At 66.7% G+C, this 14,104-nt stretch carries 16 protein-coding genes and 1 pseudogene; 6 read left to right on the top strand and 11 right to left on the bottom strand.

What is annotated here, in order from left to right; all coding sequences use genetic code 11:
• Positions 1-85: 85 nt before the first annotated feature.
• Complete coding sequence (locus tag Pmi06nite_RS33695; RefSeq protein WP_203957232.1) at positions 86-628, bottom strand: YceI family protein; 543 nt, start codon at positions 626-628, stop codon at positions 86-88.
• Between the two features lie 37 nt (positions 629-665).
• Entirely contained in the window at positions 666-1,127 is a 462-nt protein-coding gene (locus Pmi06nite_RS33700) for a nuclear transport factor 2 family protein (RefSeq protein ID WP_203957233.1), read from the bottom strand.
• A 136-nt stretch (positions 1,128-1,263) separates the two neighbouring features.
• Here Pmi06nite_RS33700 and Pmi06nite_RS33705 point away from each other — a divergent pair, with 136 nt between their 5' ends.
• Together Pmi06nite_RS33705 and Pmi06nite_RS33710 are read left to right on the top strand one after the other, a co-directional pair.
• Positions 1,264-2,154, top strand: coding sequence for a LysR family transcriptional regulator (locus Pmi06nite_RS33705; protein ID WP_203957234.1), 891 nt, complete (start codon positions 1,264-1,266; stop codon positions 2,152-2,154).
• Positions 2,155-2,301: 147 nt separating this feature from the next.
• Positions 2,302-2,754, top strand: coding sequence for a GNAT family N-acetyltransferase (locus tag Pmi06nite_RS33710; RefSeq protein ID WP_203957235.1), 453 nt, complete (start codon positions 2,302-2,304; stop codon positions 2,752-2,754).
• A gap of 11 nt (positions 2,755-2,765) precedes the next feature.
• On the opposite strand, the gene Pmi06nite_RS33715 is transcribed toward Pmi06nite_RS33710, so the two are convergent.
• The 3 genes and pseudogenes from Pmi06nite_RS33715 to Pmi06nite_RS33725 form a co-directional block, all read right to left on the bottom strand.
• Positions 2,766-3,038 carry a hypothetical protein gene (locus Pmi06nite_RS33715; protein WP_203957236.1) on the bottom strand — a complete coding sequence of 91 codons (273 nt, stop codon included), beginning with the start codon at positions 3,036-3,038 and terminating at the stop codon, positions 2,766-2,768.
• A pseudogene (locus Pmi06nite_RS33720) lies at positions 3,035-3,214 on the bottom strand (class I SAM-dependent methyltransferase); the annotation flags it as partial. The pseudogene Pmi06nite_RS33720 and the gene Pmi06nite_RS33715, both read right to left, overlap by 4 nt.
• Before the next feature lie 275 nt (positions 3,215-3,489).
• Positions 3,490-3,933 carry a hypothetical protein gene (locus Pmi06nite_RS33725; RefSeq protein WP_203957237.1) on the bottom strand — a complete coding sequence of 148 codons (444 nt, stop codon included), beginning with the start codon at positions 3,931-3,933 and terminating at the stop codon, positions 3,490-3,492.
• A 220-nt stretch (positions 3,934-4,153) separates the two neighbouring features.
• On the opposite strand from Pmi06nite_RS33725, the gene Pmi06nite_RS33730 reads away from it, so the two are divergent.
• Positions 4,154-4,759: a DUF6461 domain-containing protein gene (locus Pmi06nite_RS33730; protein WP_203957238.1), complete on the top strand. Its 606-nt coding sequence runs from the start codon at positions 4,154-4,156 to the stop codon at positions 4,757-4,759.
• A gap of 341 nt (positions 4,760-5,100) precedes the next feature.
• Here Pmi06nite_RS33730 and Pmi06nite_RS33735 read toward each other — a convergent pair whose 3' ends face one another.
• Entirely contained in the window at positions 5,101-6,375 is a 1,275-nt protein-coding gene (locus Pmi06nite_RS33735; protein WP_203957239.1) for an SMI1/KNR4 family protein, read from the bottom strand.
• 523 nt (positions 6,376-6,898) lie between these two features.
• On the opposite strand from Pmi06nite_RS33735, the gene Pmi06nite_RS33740 reads away from it, so the two are divergent.
• Positions 6,899-7,111, top strand: coding sequence for a hypothetical protein (locus Pmi06nite_RS33740; protein ID WP_203957240.1), 213 nt, complete (start codon positions 6,899-6,901; stop codon positions 7,109-7,111).
• A gap of 238 nt (positions 7,112-7,349) precedes the next feature.
• On the opposite strand, the gene Pmi06nite_RS33745 is transcribed toward Pmi06nite_RS33740, so the two are convergent.
• Positions 7,350-8,246, bottom strand: a complete 897-nt coding sequence (locus Pmi06nite_RS33745; protein ID WP_203957241.1) for a polysaccharide deacetylase family protein — start codon at positions 8,244-8,246, stop codon at positions 7,350-7,352.
• Positions 8,247-8,437: 191 nt separating this feature from the next.
• Between Pmi06nite_RS33745 and Pmi06nite_RS33750 the strand changes: the two genes are divergently transcribed.
• Positions 8,438-9,052, top strand: coding sequence for a TetR/AcrR family transcriptional regulator (locus Pmi06nite_RS33750; protein WP_203881039.1), 615 nt, complete (start codon positions 8,438-8,440; stop codon positions 9,050-9,052).
• Positions 9,053-9,194: 142 nt separating this feature from the next.
• The gene (locus Pmi06nite_RS33755; protein WP_203957242.1) at positions 9,195-9,947 is read left to right on the top strand and encodes an oxidoreductase; all 753 of its coding nucleotides are present in this window, start codon (positions 9,195-9,197) and stop codon (positions 9,945-9,947) included.
• A gap of 157 nt (positions 9,948-10,104) precedes the next feature.
• Here Pmi06nite_RS33755 and Pmi06nite_RS33760 read toward each other — a convergent pair whose 3' ends face one another.
• From Pmi06nite_RS33760 to Pmi06nite_RS33775, 4 genes are all read right to left on the bottom strand, one after another.
• Positions 10,105-10,647, bottom strand: a complete 543-nt coding sequence (locus Pmi06nite_RS33760; RefSeq protein ID WP_203957243.1) for an RBBP9/YdeN family alpha/beta hydrolase — start codon at positions 10,645-10,647, stop codon at positions 10,105-10,107.
• Between the two features lie 191 nt (positions 10,648-10,838).
• Positions 10,839-11,528, bottom strand: a complete 690-nt coding sequence (locus Pmi06nite_RS33765) for a hypothetical protein (protein WP_203957244.1) — start codon at positions 11,526-11,528, stop codon at positions 10,839-10,841.
• Between the two features lie 94 nt (positions 11,529-11,622).
• The gene (locus tag Pmi06nite_RS33770; RefSeq protein ID WP_203957245.1) at positions 11,623-11,880 is read right to left on the bottom strand and encodes a hypothetical protein; all 258 of its coding nucleotides are present in this window, start codon (positions 11,878-11,880) and stop codon (positions 11,623-11,625) included.
• 351 nt (positions 11,881-12,231) lie between these two features.
• Positions 12,232-14,031, bottom strand: coding sequence for an NHL domain-containing thioredoxin family protein (locus Pmi06nite_RS33775; protein ID WP_203957246.1), 1,800 nt, complete (start codon positions 14,029-14,031; stop codon positions 12,232-12,234).
• Positions 14,032-14,104: the final 73 nt, after the last annotated feature.

A 14,104-nucleotide genomic window follows, 5' to 3' on the forward strand; every position in this document is an offset into this window, starting at 1 on the left:
GTGAGCAGCCTCGCGGCATGGCCGTACGGGCCGACGGTGCACATCGCGACAGGGCTGGGCATCGCGTCGACGGGGGTCGGCCTTGTCAGGTCTGCCGGATCGCGGCGACGTCGATCTCCAGCGCCACCTTCGTGCCGACCAGGCCCGCGGCGGCGTTCCAGTTCACGCCCCAGTCCTTGCGGTTGATCGTGGCGCCGCCCTTGAAATGAATCCGGACATTGCCCTGCGGGTCGTGCTCGGCGCCGGTCTGCTCAAAGGCCACGGTGATCGGCTTGGTCACGCCGCGGATGGTCAGGTCACCGGTGAGCTTGAAGGTGGTCTCGTCGACCTGCTGTGCCCCGGTCGAGATGAAGGTGATGGTCGGGTGTTCGCCGATGTTCAGGAACCTGCCGCGCAGCAGGTTGTCGCGTTGCCGGTTGTGAGTTTCGAAGCTGCCGGCCTGGATCGTGAGCCTGACGCTCGATTTGGACGGGTCGTCGCCGTCCAGGTGCGCGCTGCCCTCGAACTCCTCGAACTGTCCGCGCACCTTGGGGCCGATCGTGTGCCGGGCGGCGAAGCCGATCCGGGTGCGGACGATGTCGAGGACGTAGTCGCCGGTCAACTCGCCGCGCATGGGCGTGGTTGTCATGCGGGTCGCTCCTAGAGAAAAGGGCAGGAGGAATCGTTCAGCTCCGACGGGGCTCTTGCGCTGTGGGGGGCGGCGAGCCCGCCAGCGGGGTGGCGTCGAGGTATCTGACCTCGTAGACGCGTTCGCTGAACTTCCAGCCGCCGGGGGTGCGCTGGTAGCGGTCGTGGTACACCGCGTAGTTCAAGTGCGAACTGCCGTCACGCATCCGCCCGAACTCCTGGATGTATGCACGACCGACCGCAATGTCGCCGTCCAACTGGATGATGCCGGGGTGGACATGCTGCACGAAGAACTCCCACAGCCCTTGCCCCCACTCGATCCCCGCGCGGATCTCCTCGCGGCCGACGAACTCCTTGTCGATGTGCGGCCACCGGATTGCGCCCTCGGGCGTGAACAGCGATTCGACGCGGTCGTAGTCGCGCATCATCGCCGCGTCGGTGAGCTCGGCGCGCAGCGCCTCGATCTCGAAGCGATCGGCGATGGCCTGCATGTCGCTCATTGATTTCCCCCGCCTTATGGATGTGCCGATCAGGCGCGTACCGCCTGTCCGAAGGGTGATGAATCTCAGCATCCAGGCAGGTCAGCGGCGGAACAATGTAAGCTTCGTGGGGCGATCGATAACACAGGGATTATTTGTGGAGCTACGCGACATCGAGATCTTCCTGACATTGGCCGAGGAACTGCACTTCGGCCGCACCGCCGAACGGCTTCACGTGTCCCAGGCCCGCGTCAGCCAAGCCATCGGCAAACAGGAACGACGCCTGGGCGTGGCCCTGTTCGATCGCACCAGCCGACGCGTAGCCCTCACCCCTGTCGGCCGGCGCCTCCGCGAAGACCTTCAACAGGCCCTCGACCTCCTCCAGGCAGGACTCGCCCGCGCCGAAGCAGCCGGCCCAGGCACGGGCCAGACCCTACGGCTAGGCGTCTTCGGCCATGCCGGATACGAATTACGCCCCCTCCTCGACGCGTTCCGCACCCGCTACCCCGGCAGCGACGTCCAGTTCGGCGAAATCAGCGGCAGCGACCCGTTCACCGCCCTGCGCACCGGAGACCATGACGTGAACGTGCTGTGGTTGCCCGTCGCCGAACCGGACCTCACGGTCGGCCCCATCGTGCTCACCGGAGGCCGCGTGCTGGCCGTGTCGGCAGACCATCCGCTAGCCGATCGCGGCACCGCGTCCCTGGAAGACCTCGCCGACAACCACGTCGTCGACCTCGGCCCCCAAGCCCCCGAGTACTGGGTCGCGTCAATGGTCCCCACACGCACACCACTCGGCCGCCGGATCCCACGCGGGCCCATCGCACGGACCTTCCACGAAATCCTCTCCCTGGTCGCCTCCGGACACTGCGTCCACCCACTCGGCGAAATCGCCGCCCGCTACAACAAGCCCCCCGGCATCGTCTTTCTGCCCATCCATGACGCCCCTCCCATCCAATGGGCCCTGACGTGGCGCTCCACCGCCGACAACCCCACCATCCGCGCACTGGCCCAGACCGCCGCCGACCTCGGCCCCATCTCGATGTAACGGCGACGACGGGTAGCGCTCAACTTGTTGGGTCGCGGCCGCGTTGCGCTCCACTCGGGTCACCGTGGGGGCCTCCTGTTCTCGTGCGGGACGAGAATTCCCGATGACATCACGACTGGTGAATGCCACGCTCGTGGTGTGGAACATGTGTCGATCCGCCCAGTCCGGCTGGACGAACTCCCGTTCCTGGATGAGCTGGTCCTGCGGTCGAAGTCGCATTGGGTGGGCGGACGCGTGGAGGAGGTTCCCGCCGTGATGCCGAGGCTCACAGCAGAGGACATCGTGTCTCGCCATGCCACGGTCGCGGAGAAAGACGGCATCCCTATCGGCTTCTACACACTCAACGAACACGACGACTACCTGGGAATCGGTCTGCTGTTCGTTGATCGGCACATCATCGGCACGGGGGTCGGACGCCTGCTGTGGAGTCACCTGGTCCAGCACGCGGCCTCACTGGGCGCGCGCCTGCTCGGCGTCGGCGCGGAACCCCGCGCCGAGGGCTTCTACCAGCGGATGGGCATGGTCAGCCGGTACGAGATCGATCACAACGGTGAGCGCCTGATCTGGATGACGGGCGAAATCGGCAAAGTTGTGAGCTGAGGCCCGTGTGATCATGGAATGCGAGCTATCAGAACTTGGAGTGCCACCGGTTCGAGAGCCAAGACCACTTCATGCGGGTCGGCCGGCGTTCCGGAACTGGTGCCGGGAATCGGCCCCAGGAAGCGGTGCTGCACTTCCTCGATGATGTGCTGCCACGGTGTGATGGGTCGCACCAGACACCCGTCATTGGCGATCACGAGACCGCCATGGCCGTCCACCATGTTGGCCAGCACTTCCAGCACCTGCTCGCGATCCATCCAGTGGAACGAGCGGCCCATGGTCACCAGACGGAATCGTCCCAACTGGCCTGCAGGTCCGCTGAGCCGCCGCGCACCCAGGTCACGTTGCCGACCTTGCCGGCGACGGCATGCTGAGCGGCCGCAGTGAGCATGTCGGGCTCGGGATCCATGCCGGTCGCTTCGCTGAAATGCTGAGCCAGCGGGATGGTGAGCTGGCCTGTGCCACAGCCAGGTCCAACAGACGTCCGGAACCGTCGAGGCGGAAGCGCCGGATCAGATCGTCGAAAAACTCTCCTGGATAGCCGGGACGAAACCGTGCATAAGACTCACTCGTTCCTGCGAACAGTCCATGACTCGTCACTCCGTCACCTCAAGGACGTGCTGGATCGCCGGCGGCGGGTTTGCCGCAGATGATCCAGACTGAACCAAGACTCAGCTGTGAGCTCCTTTCATCCTGAAGTAGCAGCTCATGTGTATGGAAAGCAGGGGCTAATGATCAAGGCTGCCGGGGGTCGTCGTGAGCGCCCGGCGAGGCTCGCCGCTGCCGCCAGTGGACACCCCCGGGTGCCGGCCAGGTGTCTGCCATTCGCATCCGCCACCGATCCAGGTAGTCCTGGAGGCCGGTCTGCGTCCGCGGCATGTCCAGCCACTCCTGGGCCGCGCGCTTGAACTCGCGTAGGGCGAGGGCCTCGCTGTCGGGTCCGTAGTCGACGGGCCAGCCGTCGAGGATGTCGTCGATGTCCATCCAAATGCAGTAGATGCTGCTCGCACTCGACAGGTGCTCCCAGTAGGGCGATTCCATACAGTGGCGCGTCACGTCGTCGACGAAGTCGCCTGCCTGTTTCACGTCACCACTGGCGAGGATGCCGCACATGAGTGGGTCGAGCTCTGCCGTGAGTCCGGCGAGCAACTCCAGGTCCACGTGCACAAGGTCGGTCATGACTTCAGCATCCCAGGCCGGTGCTGAACTGCTTGTGGTCAGCTCGGCCAGGACCCCGGCGATCGCTGGACTTCCCGGTTCACCTGTCGTGAGCTGCGGCTTCAGAATGAAAAGGGCTCTGTGATCAAGCTTGATATCGCTCGACGGGGAGCAATCGGATCAGCCCTCTGAGCTGCGTCGGCGCCAAGATTTGTCGGCCCCGTAGGCAAGGATGCCGGCCATGACGGCTACCGCTGCTGACTATCTGTGGTTCGAGGAGCGCTTCCCGGACCTTGCTGAGGCCTACTGCATCACCCTCGTGCACGACCTCTCCCCCGCCGATCTACTCGACAGGCTGGGCGGCCGCCAGGATCCCGCACTGACCGGTGTGACAGCCATCGTCGATGCCGCCTTCGACGTGACGGACCGCTACGACTTCCATTGGCACCTCGCCGCCATGACCCGAATCGGATCATGGACCTTGATGATCGAGCCGAACGGCTGGCTCGGTGTCACCGAGGAGCAAGCGCTCCCCGCCTCCTCGGGCACGACGTGGGTGTCCCATTTCACGAACATCAAGGGTCTGGATTCGTTCCTCTGGGCAGAGGACGCTACGAATCGCCTGGCCTTCGAACCGATGTTCCCGGACGACCGCTACGGCAGCACGCCGGACGACGTCCTGGACGTCATGCACAGCATCGGTTTCCACTTCGGTACCGACGCGCCTGAGACCGACATCTCAGTCCCCGCATCCTTCGCCCTGGCCGAAGAGCTGACCGGAGTACGGCTGACGCCCGAACTACTGGAATCGACCACCTACATCTGCGGCATCGTCAGGAATCCATAGCTGCGTTGTAAGACCTTCGAGACTCCTTATCGACCGGCCCATCATGTGGCTGATCGCCGTACGCGCCGAAGCGTCCTCGCCCGCGGCGGACCTGCTCGCCGCAGACGGCCCGGGTCTGCGCTTCCGTCACGAGCCGGTCGCAAGGCCGTCGAGCACGGTGTTCCGCCAGTTTTCACCGAGCGATCAGGCGCCAGGTCGTGGAGGTCCGGCTCGCCCGCTTCTATGGCTGGCCGATGCACCCCTGGCCGCGCTGCGAAGATCGAGACCACAAAGACCCCTCCGGCCTGTGGCAGAGTCGCGACGGTAGCCATCCTGCAGATCCACGCACATGGCTAGGGCGGTCACGCGGTTTCTGGCGCTGGTGGCTCCAACGTGTCAGCCGTGAATCGGCCCTCCCACTCCCGGAGTTCTCGTTCCAGCCCGGCGAAATCGTCGGCGGTGTTCGGGACGAATCCGAGGAACTCGAGCGGGTCGTCGTCCGGGTCGAGGGCCGCGAAGCCTGCTTCTTCGAGGCGGCCGCGCATCCAGTCGAGGAGGGTCTCGGTGAGAGTACCGGGCAGCGGCGAGCCCTGGTCAGCGTGGCGCGGGTAGACGATGACCGGCCATTGGTCGGGGTCTCCCTGGGTCAGCCATCCGAGTTCGTCGCCGTCGATGGAGTTGGCGAACGCCAGGAAGCCTCCGGGCTCCGGCCAGGCGGCCAGTGGATAGTTCTCAGGGAACGATTCTCGGAGGTCGCGGTAGCCGTCGCTGACCACGGACGCCGTCTGGATGAGACCGTACCGGTCGCCGCGCAGGGGTGCGACGAACCGCATCCAGCTGCTGAAGCAGCCGGTTCCGTAGACGTCCATCAGCTCGACGTACTCGGACGGCAGCCGCGTGCCGAGGGCCGCGAACACCTCTTCCCAGGTGAGCTCGCCGAGGTAGGGATCTTCGGGCGGCGGGGCAAGGAGGCGGAGAGCTGCGAGGCCGGCTCCCTCGGTGAGTGCGGCCCGGCGCTCGTTTTCCGGGACCCGTTCGGGCGACTTCTCGGCTGGGGTCCAGGGCGTGGCCGCCCGTAGGAAGGCGGTCCTGCGCGCAATCGGCGGAAGCGGGCCGAGCATCTGGCCGCTCGGCAGACAGATCCCCTCGCTGAGGATGAGCGTCAAGGTCTCGAGCAGGGGGGTGTCGAGGGTGAGCCAGGGGTTGTCGCCCTTGAGGGCGGAGTCCTGTTCGAAGACCACGACGGGCCATCGGTCCGGATCCTCGGACGCGGAGGTGTCCCAGAACAGGTAAGAGCTGCGTCGCGTACGTCCCCAGGCGAGCAGCCCACCTTCCAGGGGGTGGAATGGCGGCGGCACGTGCGGCGGCACGTCTCGGGCGACGATGCGGCAGTGGCGGTGCGTCTCCTGCAACCAGCCGACGTAGTCAAAGGCGTCCAGCCGGTTGAACTCGTACTCCTGAACGCATGGCGTGTAAAGCCAGACGAAGTCGCCGATGTCGAGCGGGCCGTAGGCAGCGAGGGCCTTGTAGTCCGAGGGCAGCGCGATGCCGACGTGAGACTCCACCACCTCCCAATCAACCTCGATCGGGTCGGCTTCCACACGAGAAAGGAGGCCGAGGTAAGCATTCGCGTCCATGACTGGTGATTTTGCCATTGCCACACGACATCTCGGGAAGATCCCCCATACCCAGGCGCGGGAGCAGACCGCCCACTGCATGCAAACAGATTCAGGCCGCTACCCAACAGGCAGACCTTCTACCTCGGCCACGGCCCGGACGCCTACAGCGCCGCAGGGGAAGAAGTAGGTGCGCGGCCGGGTCGTATCCAGCCCTTCCGCTCGCCTACGACGAACTCGCCCGGCGCGGCGCGACCTCGCACGACCGTGGCACCCCCGAGCGGATTAAGCCCACTGAGTCAAATGACTTAGTCGTACCGAGTCCGGGCGTCCCTCAGTTGAGTCATCCTTCTCTGTCAGGCGTCTACTTCAGCACTTAAGGTTGTGATGATTTTAGATGGCCCCCGGGGTTTCACCAATCTTTTCCGCGAACATTTCACAATACCCGGCTTCCAATTGCAGATCCGGGCGGGTTCGATCTGTGTCGAGCTTGACGTGAATACGTGGGGACTCGTTGTTACCGCTCTTCTAGGGAGGAATGTAGATGCGGTTGCGTACAGCGCTCGCGGGCGCGGGAATCGCCGCTTCGTTGGTCGGCGGAATCGCCACCCCCGCCCTCGCGGCGACCTGGTGGGATGTCGGAAGTTATGGCACCCAAAAACTCTGCATAGACGCCGGCCAGCAATATCAGCGTGAAGGCTGGCCCTACAAATGCCTGCACGTCTCAGCTACATGGGCGCTGCTGATCTGGCAGTAAGCCTTGATCGGGCCGACCCGCCTTCATGCTGGTCTCCGTCATCAAGTGAAGCAAGTCGCAAGGTCCGTGGCCGACGCGCCGAATCTTCGATGCGTCGGCCACCTCCCCGCCACAGGTCGAAACGGGTGACGGCGCACTGGAGCTGATCTTGCGGCACGACGGCGACTGGTGGGTCGAGTCGGTCGCCGACTAGCTGTGTTGACCACGAGCGTTGTTGGCAGGGGTGCCCGCAGCCAGGTCAGGCGCTGGATCCGGGCAGACCGCTGACCGGGGCGGGGGCACGCTCGACCCAGGCGGCGGTTTCAGGGTGGGCGAGGATCCAGTCGGCGATCTGGTCCTTGCGGGCCCACCACACGTCGTCGTACCGGCGCAGCCTGGTGAGCACGCGGTCGAGGACCCGGACCCGGGAGGCATGCCCGGACAGCCGGTCGTGCAGCGCGATCACCATCATCCGGCGTCGGCGCGCGCCTTCCTCGTAAAGCTGTTCGAACTCGTCGATCAGCTGCCGTTCGTAGGCGTTCGGGTCAAAGCCGGCGAAGTCGTAGCTGACGATGTCGTTGAGGTGCACCGTGTACGGGACCGTCGCGAACGGCTCGCCGTTAATGGCCTGCAGGAAGGGCTCGTCGGCCGACAGGTCGTCGATGTGGTACCGGAACCCCAGTTCCTGCAGGATCTCCAGGGTGTTGACGCCGGGGCGGATCCAGTAGTTGGTGTAGCCGGTGGGCCGCGTGCCGGTGACCTCCTCGATGATCTGGACGTTGCCCGCGATCCACGACTTCTCCTCCGGGCGCGGCAGGTGGTACTGGCGCTGCCAGCGGAGCCCGTGCGCGCCCGCTTCGTGCCCGCGCCGTACGACCTCAGCGGCCAGGGCAGGATGGCGGCGGACCGCCTCGCCGATCATGTAGACGCTCACCTTGACGCCGTGCTTGTCGAACAGATCCAGCAGGCGCGGTATACCCTCGCGGGCGCCGTACTCGTAGAAGCTGTTCTGACCGAGATCGGGGAAGCCGGGCAGGATCGGCTCGCTGATCGGCCCCGGGGCGCCGCTGATCGGCTGACCGCCCGCCTCGAACTGCACGGTGATCGAGAAGGCCAGCCGCGCCCCCTCTGGCCAGAAGGCGTTCGCTGTTGTCATGGCTTCGTCCCCCTGTGCGCCTGCTCGGCGGTCCCGTTCGGACGCGGCCCGATCTGCGGGCTCTTTCTGGAGCGCTGCCTCATACACAGGCCATCCCCTGCCTACGCGGCCCTATTCGGCCCTCTGACCAGCCCAACGTCCGCCCCGATCGAGGAGTGGAGCGCCCATGCCAGACTTCGTAGGCTGTGGGCATGCCTATCAAGCCAGGAACGATGACCGCCAAGGGGCAGGAGACCAGGCAGCGCATCGTGGCCGCCGCTGCCCAGCTGATGTTCGAGCGCGGCGTGGCCGACACCACCATCGAGGATGTCCGCACGCTGGCCCAGGTGAGCAATTCGCAGGTCTATCACTACTTCGCAGACAAGACCGCCCTGGTGCGTGCGGTGATCGAGTACCAGACGGACGCCGTCATCGAGCCCCAGGAGCAGCTCTTTGCCCGGCTGGACACCTTGGATGGCCTGCGCGAGTGGCGTAACTTCGCAGTCGCCCGCCAACGCGAGCTCAACTGCCGCGGTGGGTGCCCGATCGCCTCGCTGACCAGCCAGCTCGCCGAGCACGACGAGGCAGCGCGGCTCCAGCTGTCCCACAGTTTCGCGCGCTGGTCGGCCGGCCTCCGTTCGGGACTGGCCGCCATGCATGCAGCCGGCAGATTGCATCCCGACGCCGACCCCGAGGCGCTGGCACTGTCACTCCTGGCCTCGCTGCAGGGCGGGATGCTGATAACGCAGCTCAACCGCGACACCAGGCCTCTTGAGGTGGCGCTCGACTCCACGCTTGCCTACATCGAATCCCTGACCGTGCCATAGGCATCCCCCGAACGCTCCGGCTCGTCGGCTGAGGATTGGCATTGCGATGCCAATCCTCGCGAGCAATTCTGGATCGCGCATGCCAGTACTCGGCATTGCCGCCGACCAGAGGGGTCGGCATCACGTCCGGGAAGGCAAGACCATGTACATCCCCACCACCTCCATCCCTGGAGAGTTCGCCGGGCGGCGAGCGCTCGTCACCGGCGGCTCGCGAGGAGTCGGAGCCGCCATTGCCCAACGCCTGATCGATGGCGGCGCCACCGTCGTCACCAGCGCTAGGAGCTCGCACGACGAAACCCCCAAGAACTCCACGTTCATCAGCGCGGACATCCGGACGGACGACGGCGCACGCCAGTTGGTCCACGCCGCCCATGAGGCACTCGGCGGACTGGACATCCTGGTGAACAATGCAGGAGCCGCACGCGCACACTTCGGCCAGATTCCCGACGCGGAGTGGGAAGACTCCCTCGCCATCAACTTCCTGTCCGCCGTACGCGTGACGAACGCGGCTCTACCGGCGCTGCAGGAGGCCGACCGAGCCACCGTCATCAACATCTCAAGCGGCGTCGCAGCCAATCCGCCCGCGCCCCTGCTCCACTACGGAGCCGCCAAGGCCGCACTGGCCAGCTGGTCGAAGGGCCTGGCCGCTCAGCTCGCCCCGGTCGGCGTTCGAGTCAACGTCGTCACGCTCGGCATGGTGGCCACGCCCGGCGGCACCGAACTGCTGCAGTCGGTGATGGAAGCCATGGGAGCCGGTGTGGAACAGGCGTACTCCGCCATTCCTCTGGGGCGTGTGGGCGCCCCCCAAGACGTAGCCGAGGCCGTCGCATTCCTCGCCTCCGACCGAGCGCAGTGGATCGCCGGGGCCGACCTCCATATCAACGGAGGAGCCTGATGCTCAGCGCCTCCGAAGGCCTTGCCATCAACGCGCCGCGCGCCCTAGCTGTATTGACCCGCAGGGTTGTTGACGCGGGTGATCGGTGGCCGGCCTCCGGGTGCGGAGTCAAAAGGGTGATCATGGCAGCGAAGCCGGCACCCGAACGAGTGTGACCTCAATCGGCGGTCTCGGCGAGGAGGTCTCGGAGCAGTTCCTCGCCCTGGGGCCATGGACCGAAGCCGGCTTCGGTGTTGACATGGCCGACGTCGCCGAGGTTCACGAACCTTGCGCCCCACTGTTTGGCCAGTAGGCGGGACCAGTCGATTCCTGCCCAGGGGTCGGTGCTGCTGGCCGCCAGGACAGTCGGGAACGGCAACGGGTTCGCTGCGGGCGGGCCGAAGCCGGCGATCGGCGCGCCACGGGATGCCGAGTAGTCGATATCGGGCGGCGCCACCAACAGCGCCGCACGGACCTGGGCGTCGTGTCGGTGAGCCCAATGGGCGACGGTGTGACAGCCGAGGCTGTGTGCCACGAGCACGACCGGTCCTGTGGCCCGCTGGACCGTGTCGTGCAATTCGGCAACCCACTCATCCCGGTCCGGCCGTTCCCAGTCCCGCTGCTCGACCCGAACGGCACCGCGCCGCTCCCGGAGCCAGTAGGACTGCCAGTGGTCACGCCCGGAACCGCCCAAGCCCGGCACGACGATCATGTTCCCCATGGCGGAGACGGTAATGCCTCCGCCTCACCGTCGTCGAATACCCCACAGCTGGAGACGGCCAGAGCGACCGCCGCCGTAGACGGCCACCGTTGCCGTCGGGATGGAGGCTTGAGCTCACACGGGACGGCATGGGAGTAGTCCACACGTCGGAGTGCCTGTCTGAGCGACGTGGACCGTCATGACCTCGCCGTTCAGCCCTGCGAACCTTCCGGTACCCCGTCATCCATCACAGCGCTCTCGGCATCGGTCATGTACACATGCTGATGGCCGTTGCCTGAGTCGACGTTGAGCTGGTCAAGCTGGGTGGCGGCGACCGACCAGGTGTCGATTGCGAGCAACCTCTGACGGCCGGCCAACTCGATCACCATCGGTCGCCGTTCCTCCGGCAGAACTGCGGCCGTGGTGTAGGTGTCCAAAGCGGTGGACAACAGGTTCACGGCAGTCCGCAGGGCGTTCCGCGCGACATTGGTTCCCGTGGAGCCCGAGACCGTCTCCGCGTACCGTTGCCGCTCCTGCTCCATGATCTTTTTCCAGTCGGCGAGCTGGGCGTCCGTCGCGGGTTGCCTTGCTGTCCCGTCGCCGGGCGCCGCCTTGCCCAAGCCGTCGACGACGGGCGCGAGCGCCTGCTTGGTTTCGCGTGCCAGGGAAGTCAATTCAGTGATCTGAGCAGCGTCTCGGCGAGCTTCAGCCCGCTCCATCTCCGCCACCGCTCGGTCTGAGTCGCCGGTTCCCGCGTTGGCGACGACCATTCCCACGGGGACACCGATGGCGAAGGCCAGAACGATGCCGATGACCAGCCAAAGCTTGCGGATTCCGCTCCCTTTGGGAGTTGGGATGGGCCGGGTGGGCGTGTAGCTGGACTTGGCGGTCTTCGGCGGCATCGGATCCCTTTCGGCTGTCGATGATCACAGGAAATCCCATGCCGCGCGGCGCGTCTAGAGTCGCCCGATCCTTCACCGTTCATGGCCGCAGGGGTCAGGGAAGGCCGATGACCAGGCGTAGGGAACCGTGGAACTCGGGTTGGTCGCGCAGGTGGCCGAAGCGGGCGTCCCAGGCTCCGCTTTCGAGGTCGGCGCGCAGGCGGTCAACGGCGCACTGTTCGGCGTCGTGGTCCACGAAACCCCAGGCCGACTGGGATCTGCGCACTTCGGGTTCGAGGAAGCGTTCCGGACGGCCGTAGTAGGCCTCGGTGAATCCGTCCACGCAGTCGAGTGGGATCGGGACCGTCTCCACGCGGCTCGTCGTCCCGATCTGTTCGGCGATCCAGTCGATCTCGGGGTATCGACGGCGCTCGGCGGCGACGAGCTCGGGACAGTACTCGGCCAGGTTCGCTCTCTCCCGGTGAGATCAGGCCGCGTTCACCCACCTCGGCGAACAACTCGACGGCCTTGGCCTGAGCGTCCAGCAGTTGCGCGGCCCGCATGCGTTCATCGTGCATACGTCGGACCGTACCCGAGCCTCCTCACGACGTCGGTGACCAGATTGGACGGCATTCGCCGAATGGCTCGGGCCTCGGTGACGGGCGGTGTGCGCGCCCGTCCCATCAGGCCGGTCCTGTCGCCGCGAGGCGCCGGGGCTCGCGGGTCAGGCGTCCATACCCGCCAGAACCAGGGCCAGGCGGGTGTCCCCGTCACCGCTCAGGCGGACGGGAACACCCCAGTCCTGCTGGTGGACATGGCAGGCGGGATATTCGTTGTCCGGGTCGTCGTCGCATGAGGCGGCCATCGCCGACACGTGGAGCACCCCTTCGGCGACCTCGCCGTTGAGAACGAGATCCCGAAAGAGATCCGTGCCCTTGCCCTCACCCTGGAGCAGCAACTCGGGCGGGGTGGAACCGACCAGCAGCCGGGTGGACGGCCCGTAGCGCCCGTCCAGCTTCTGGCCGGCGGGGGCGGTGAAGACCACGTCCAGTCGCACGGCCCCCGGCGCCACAGCGGTGGCGGGCCGCTGAGTGCGGTGGGCCGCGCCCTCAACTCGTACGGACTCCTCCGGCAGCCGAAGCCTGGTCAGCCGGTGCCGGGCGGACTCCACGACGACGATGTCCGCGCCGTCCAGCACCGCGCCGGAGGGCTCGCGCAGATCGGTGGCGAGCGTGGCGACCTCGCCGGCCACCGGGTCGAAACGGCGCAGCGCGTGGTTGTAGGTGTCGCTCACGGCGACCGAGCCGTCGGGCAGCGCGGTCACCCCTAGCGGGTGCTGCAGCAGCGCCTGTCCGGCCGCGCCGTCCCGGTGCCCGAAGTCGAACAGGCCGCGGCCGACGGCCGTCCGGACCGTGTAACCGTCACCGTCCTGCTCCACCCAGCGCAGCGCGCTGGTCTCGGAGTCCGCGACCCACAGCCGGTCGCCGGCGGCGGCGAGACCGGACGGCTGGGCGAACCACGCGTCGGCCGCCGGGCCGTCGACCAGCCCCTCATTGCTCGTCCCTGCCGCGAGTCCCACCGTCCCGGCCTGCGGGTCGTACGTCCACAGCTGGTGGACGCCCGCCATCGCGATCCACACCTTGCCGTCCCACCAGGCGACGTCCCACGGCGAGGACAGGTCCACTTCCAGGGCCGGCCCCGCCGTCGGCGAACCCTGCCACCACTGCCGCCCGGTGCCGGCGACGGTCTCGATCGCGCCGTCCGCCGGGTCATACATCCGCAGCCGGTGGTTGACCGTGTCGGCGACGATCACCTTTCCGTCCGGAAGCAGCGCCAGCCCCTGCGGCTCGTTGAAGTCACCCGGCTCGCCGATCCGCCGCACGACCGTCTCGGCGTCCGCCTCCAGTTCCACGAGCTGATGCCGGGTCGAGTCCGACACGAGCAGGTTGCCGGACGGCAGCCGCAGCGCCTTCCCCGGGAACCGCAGATTCGTCGCCACTGGTTCCGGCGGCACATACGGGCCGTCGCCGCGCCGCAGCGTCCCCTTGGCGCCGTGCTCGGCCTCCAGTTGCGCGACGAGCGCCTCCAGCGCGTGCGCGTGGCCCTCCCCGGAGTGCTGGGCGACGATGTACCCCTCGGGGTCGATCACGGTAAGCGTGGGCCAGGCGCGCACCGCGTACTGCTTCCAGGTGGCCAGGTCGGGATCGTCCAGCACGGGGTGGCGCACCCCGTACCGCTCCACCGCGTCGACCACCGACTGGTGCTCCGCCTCGTGCACGAACTTCGGCGAGTGCACGCCGACGATCACGACGGTGTCGCGGTGCTTGTCCTCCAGCTCGCGCAGCTCGTCCAGAACGTGCAGGCAGTTGATGCAGCAGAAGGTCCAGAAATCAACGATGACGATGGATCCCCGCAGGTCGGAGACAGTCAGCTCTTTGCCGCCGGTATTCAGCCAGCCGCCCCTGCCTGTCAGCTCGGGGGCACGGAGCCGGGCACGGCGGGGAGCGGGTGCTGCGTCGTTCATGACGCAAGGATGCCACTCGCATGTGACCGCTCATCACGCCGGAGGTCGGCTTACTCGTGACCATGCCGTTCAA

Source organism: Planotetraspora mira, assembly GCF_016863275.1.
Taxonomy (GTDB): Bacteria; Actinomycetota; Actinomycetes; order Streptosporangiales; family Streptosporangiaceae; genus Planotetraspora; species Planotetraspora mira.

What these genes read in the sequence shown, in the direction of transcription:
- Pmi06nite_RS33760 (WP_203957243.1), bottom strand. Translation starts at nt 10,647, where the DNA reads ATGGGGAACATGATCGTCGTGCCGGGCTTGGGCGGTTCCGGGCGTGAC.
- Pmi06nite_RS33725 (WP_203957237.1), bottom strand. Translation starts at nt 3,933, where the DNA reads ATGACCGACCTTGTGCACGTGGACCTGGAGTTGCTCGCCGGACTCACG.
- Pmi06nite_RS33750 (WP_203881039.1), top strand. Translation starts at nt 8,438, where the DNA reads ATGCCTATCAAGCCAGGAACGATGACCGCCAAGGGGCAGGAGACCAGG.
- Pmi06nite_RS33695 (WP_203957232.1), bottom strand. Translation starts at nt 628, where the DNA reads ATGACAACCACGCCCATGCGCGGCGAGTTGACCGGCGACTACGTCCTC.
- Pmi06nite_RS33745 (WP_203957241.1), bottom strand. Translation starts at nt 8,246, where the DNA reads ATGACAACAGCGAACGCCTTCTGGCCAGAGGGGGCGCGGCTGGCCTTC.
- Pmi06nite_RS33765 (WP_203957244.1), bottom strand. Translation starts at nt 11,528, where the DNA reads ATGCCGCCGAAGACCGCCAAGTCCAGCTACACGCCCACCCGGCCCATC.
- Pmi06nite_RS33700 (WP_203957233.1), bottom strand. Translation starts at nt 1,127, where the DNA reads ATGAGCGACATGCAGGCCATCGCCGATCGCTTCGAGATCGAGGCGCTG.
- Pmi06nite_RS33730 (WP_203957238.1), top strand. Translation starts at nt 4,154, where the DNA reads ATGACGGCTACCGCTGCTGACTATCTGTGGTTCGAGGAGCGCTTCCCG.
- Pmi06nite_RS33740 (WP_203957240.1), top strand. Translation starts at nt 6,899, where the DNA reads ATGCGGTTGCGTACAGCGCTCGCGGGCGCGGGAATCGCCGCTTCGTTG.
- Pmi06nite_RS33755 (WP_203957242.1), top strand. Translation starts at nt 9,195, where the DNA reads ATGTACATCCCCACCACCTCCATCCCTGGAGAGTTCGCCGGGCGGCGA.
- Pmi06nite_RS33735 (WP_203957239.1), bottom strand. Translation starts at nt 6,375, where the DNA reads ATGGACGCGAATGCTTACCTCGGCCTCCTTTCTCGTGTGGAAGCCGAC.
- Pmi06nite_RS33775 (WP_203957246.1), bottom strand. Translation starts at nt 14,031, where the DNA reads ATGAACGACGCAGCACCCGCTCCCCGCCGTGCCCGGCTCCGTGCCCCC.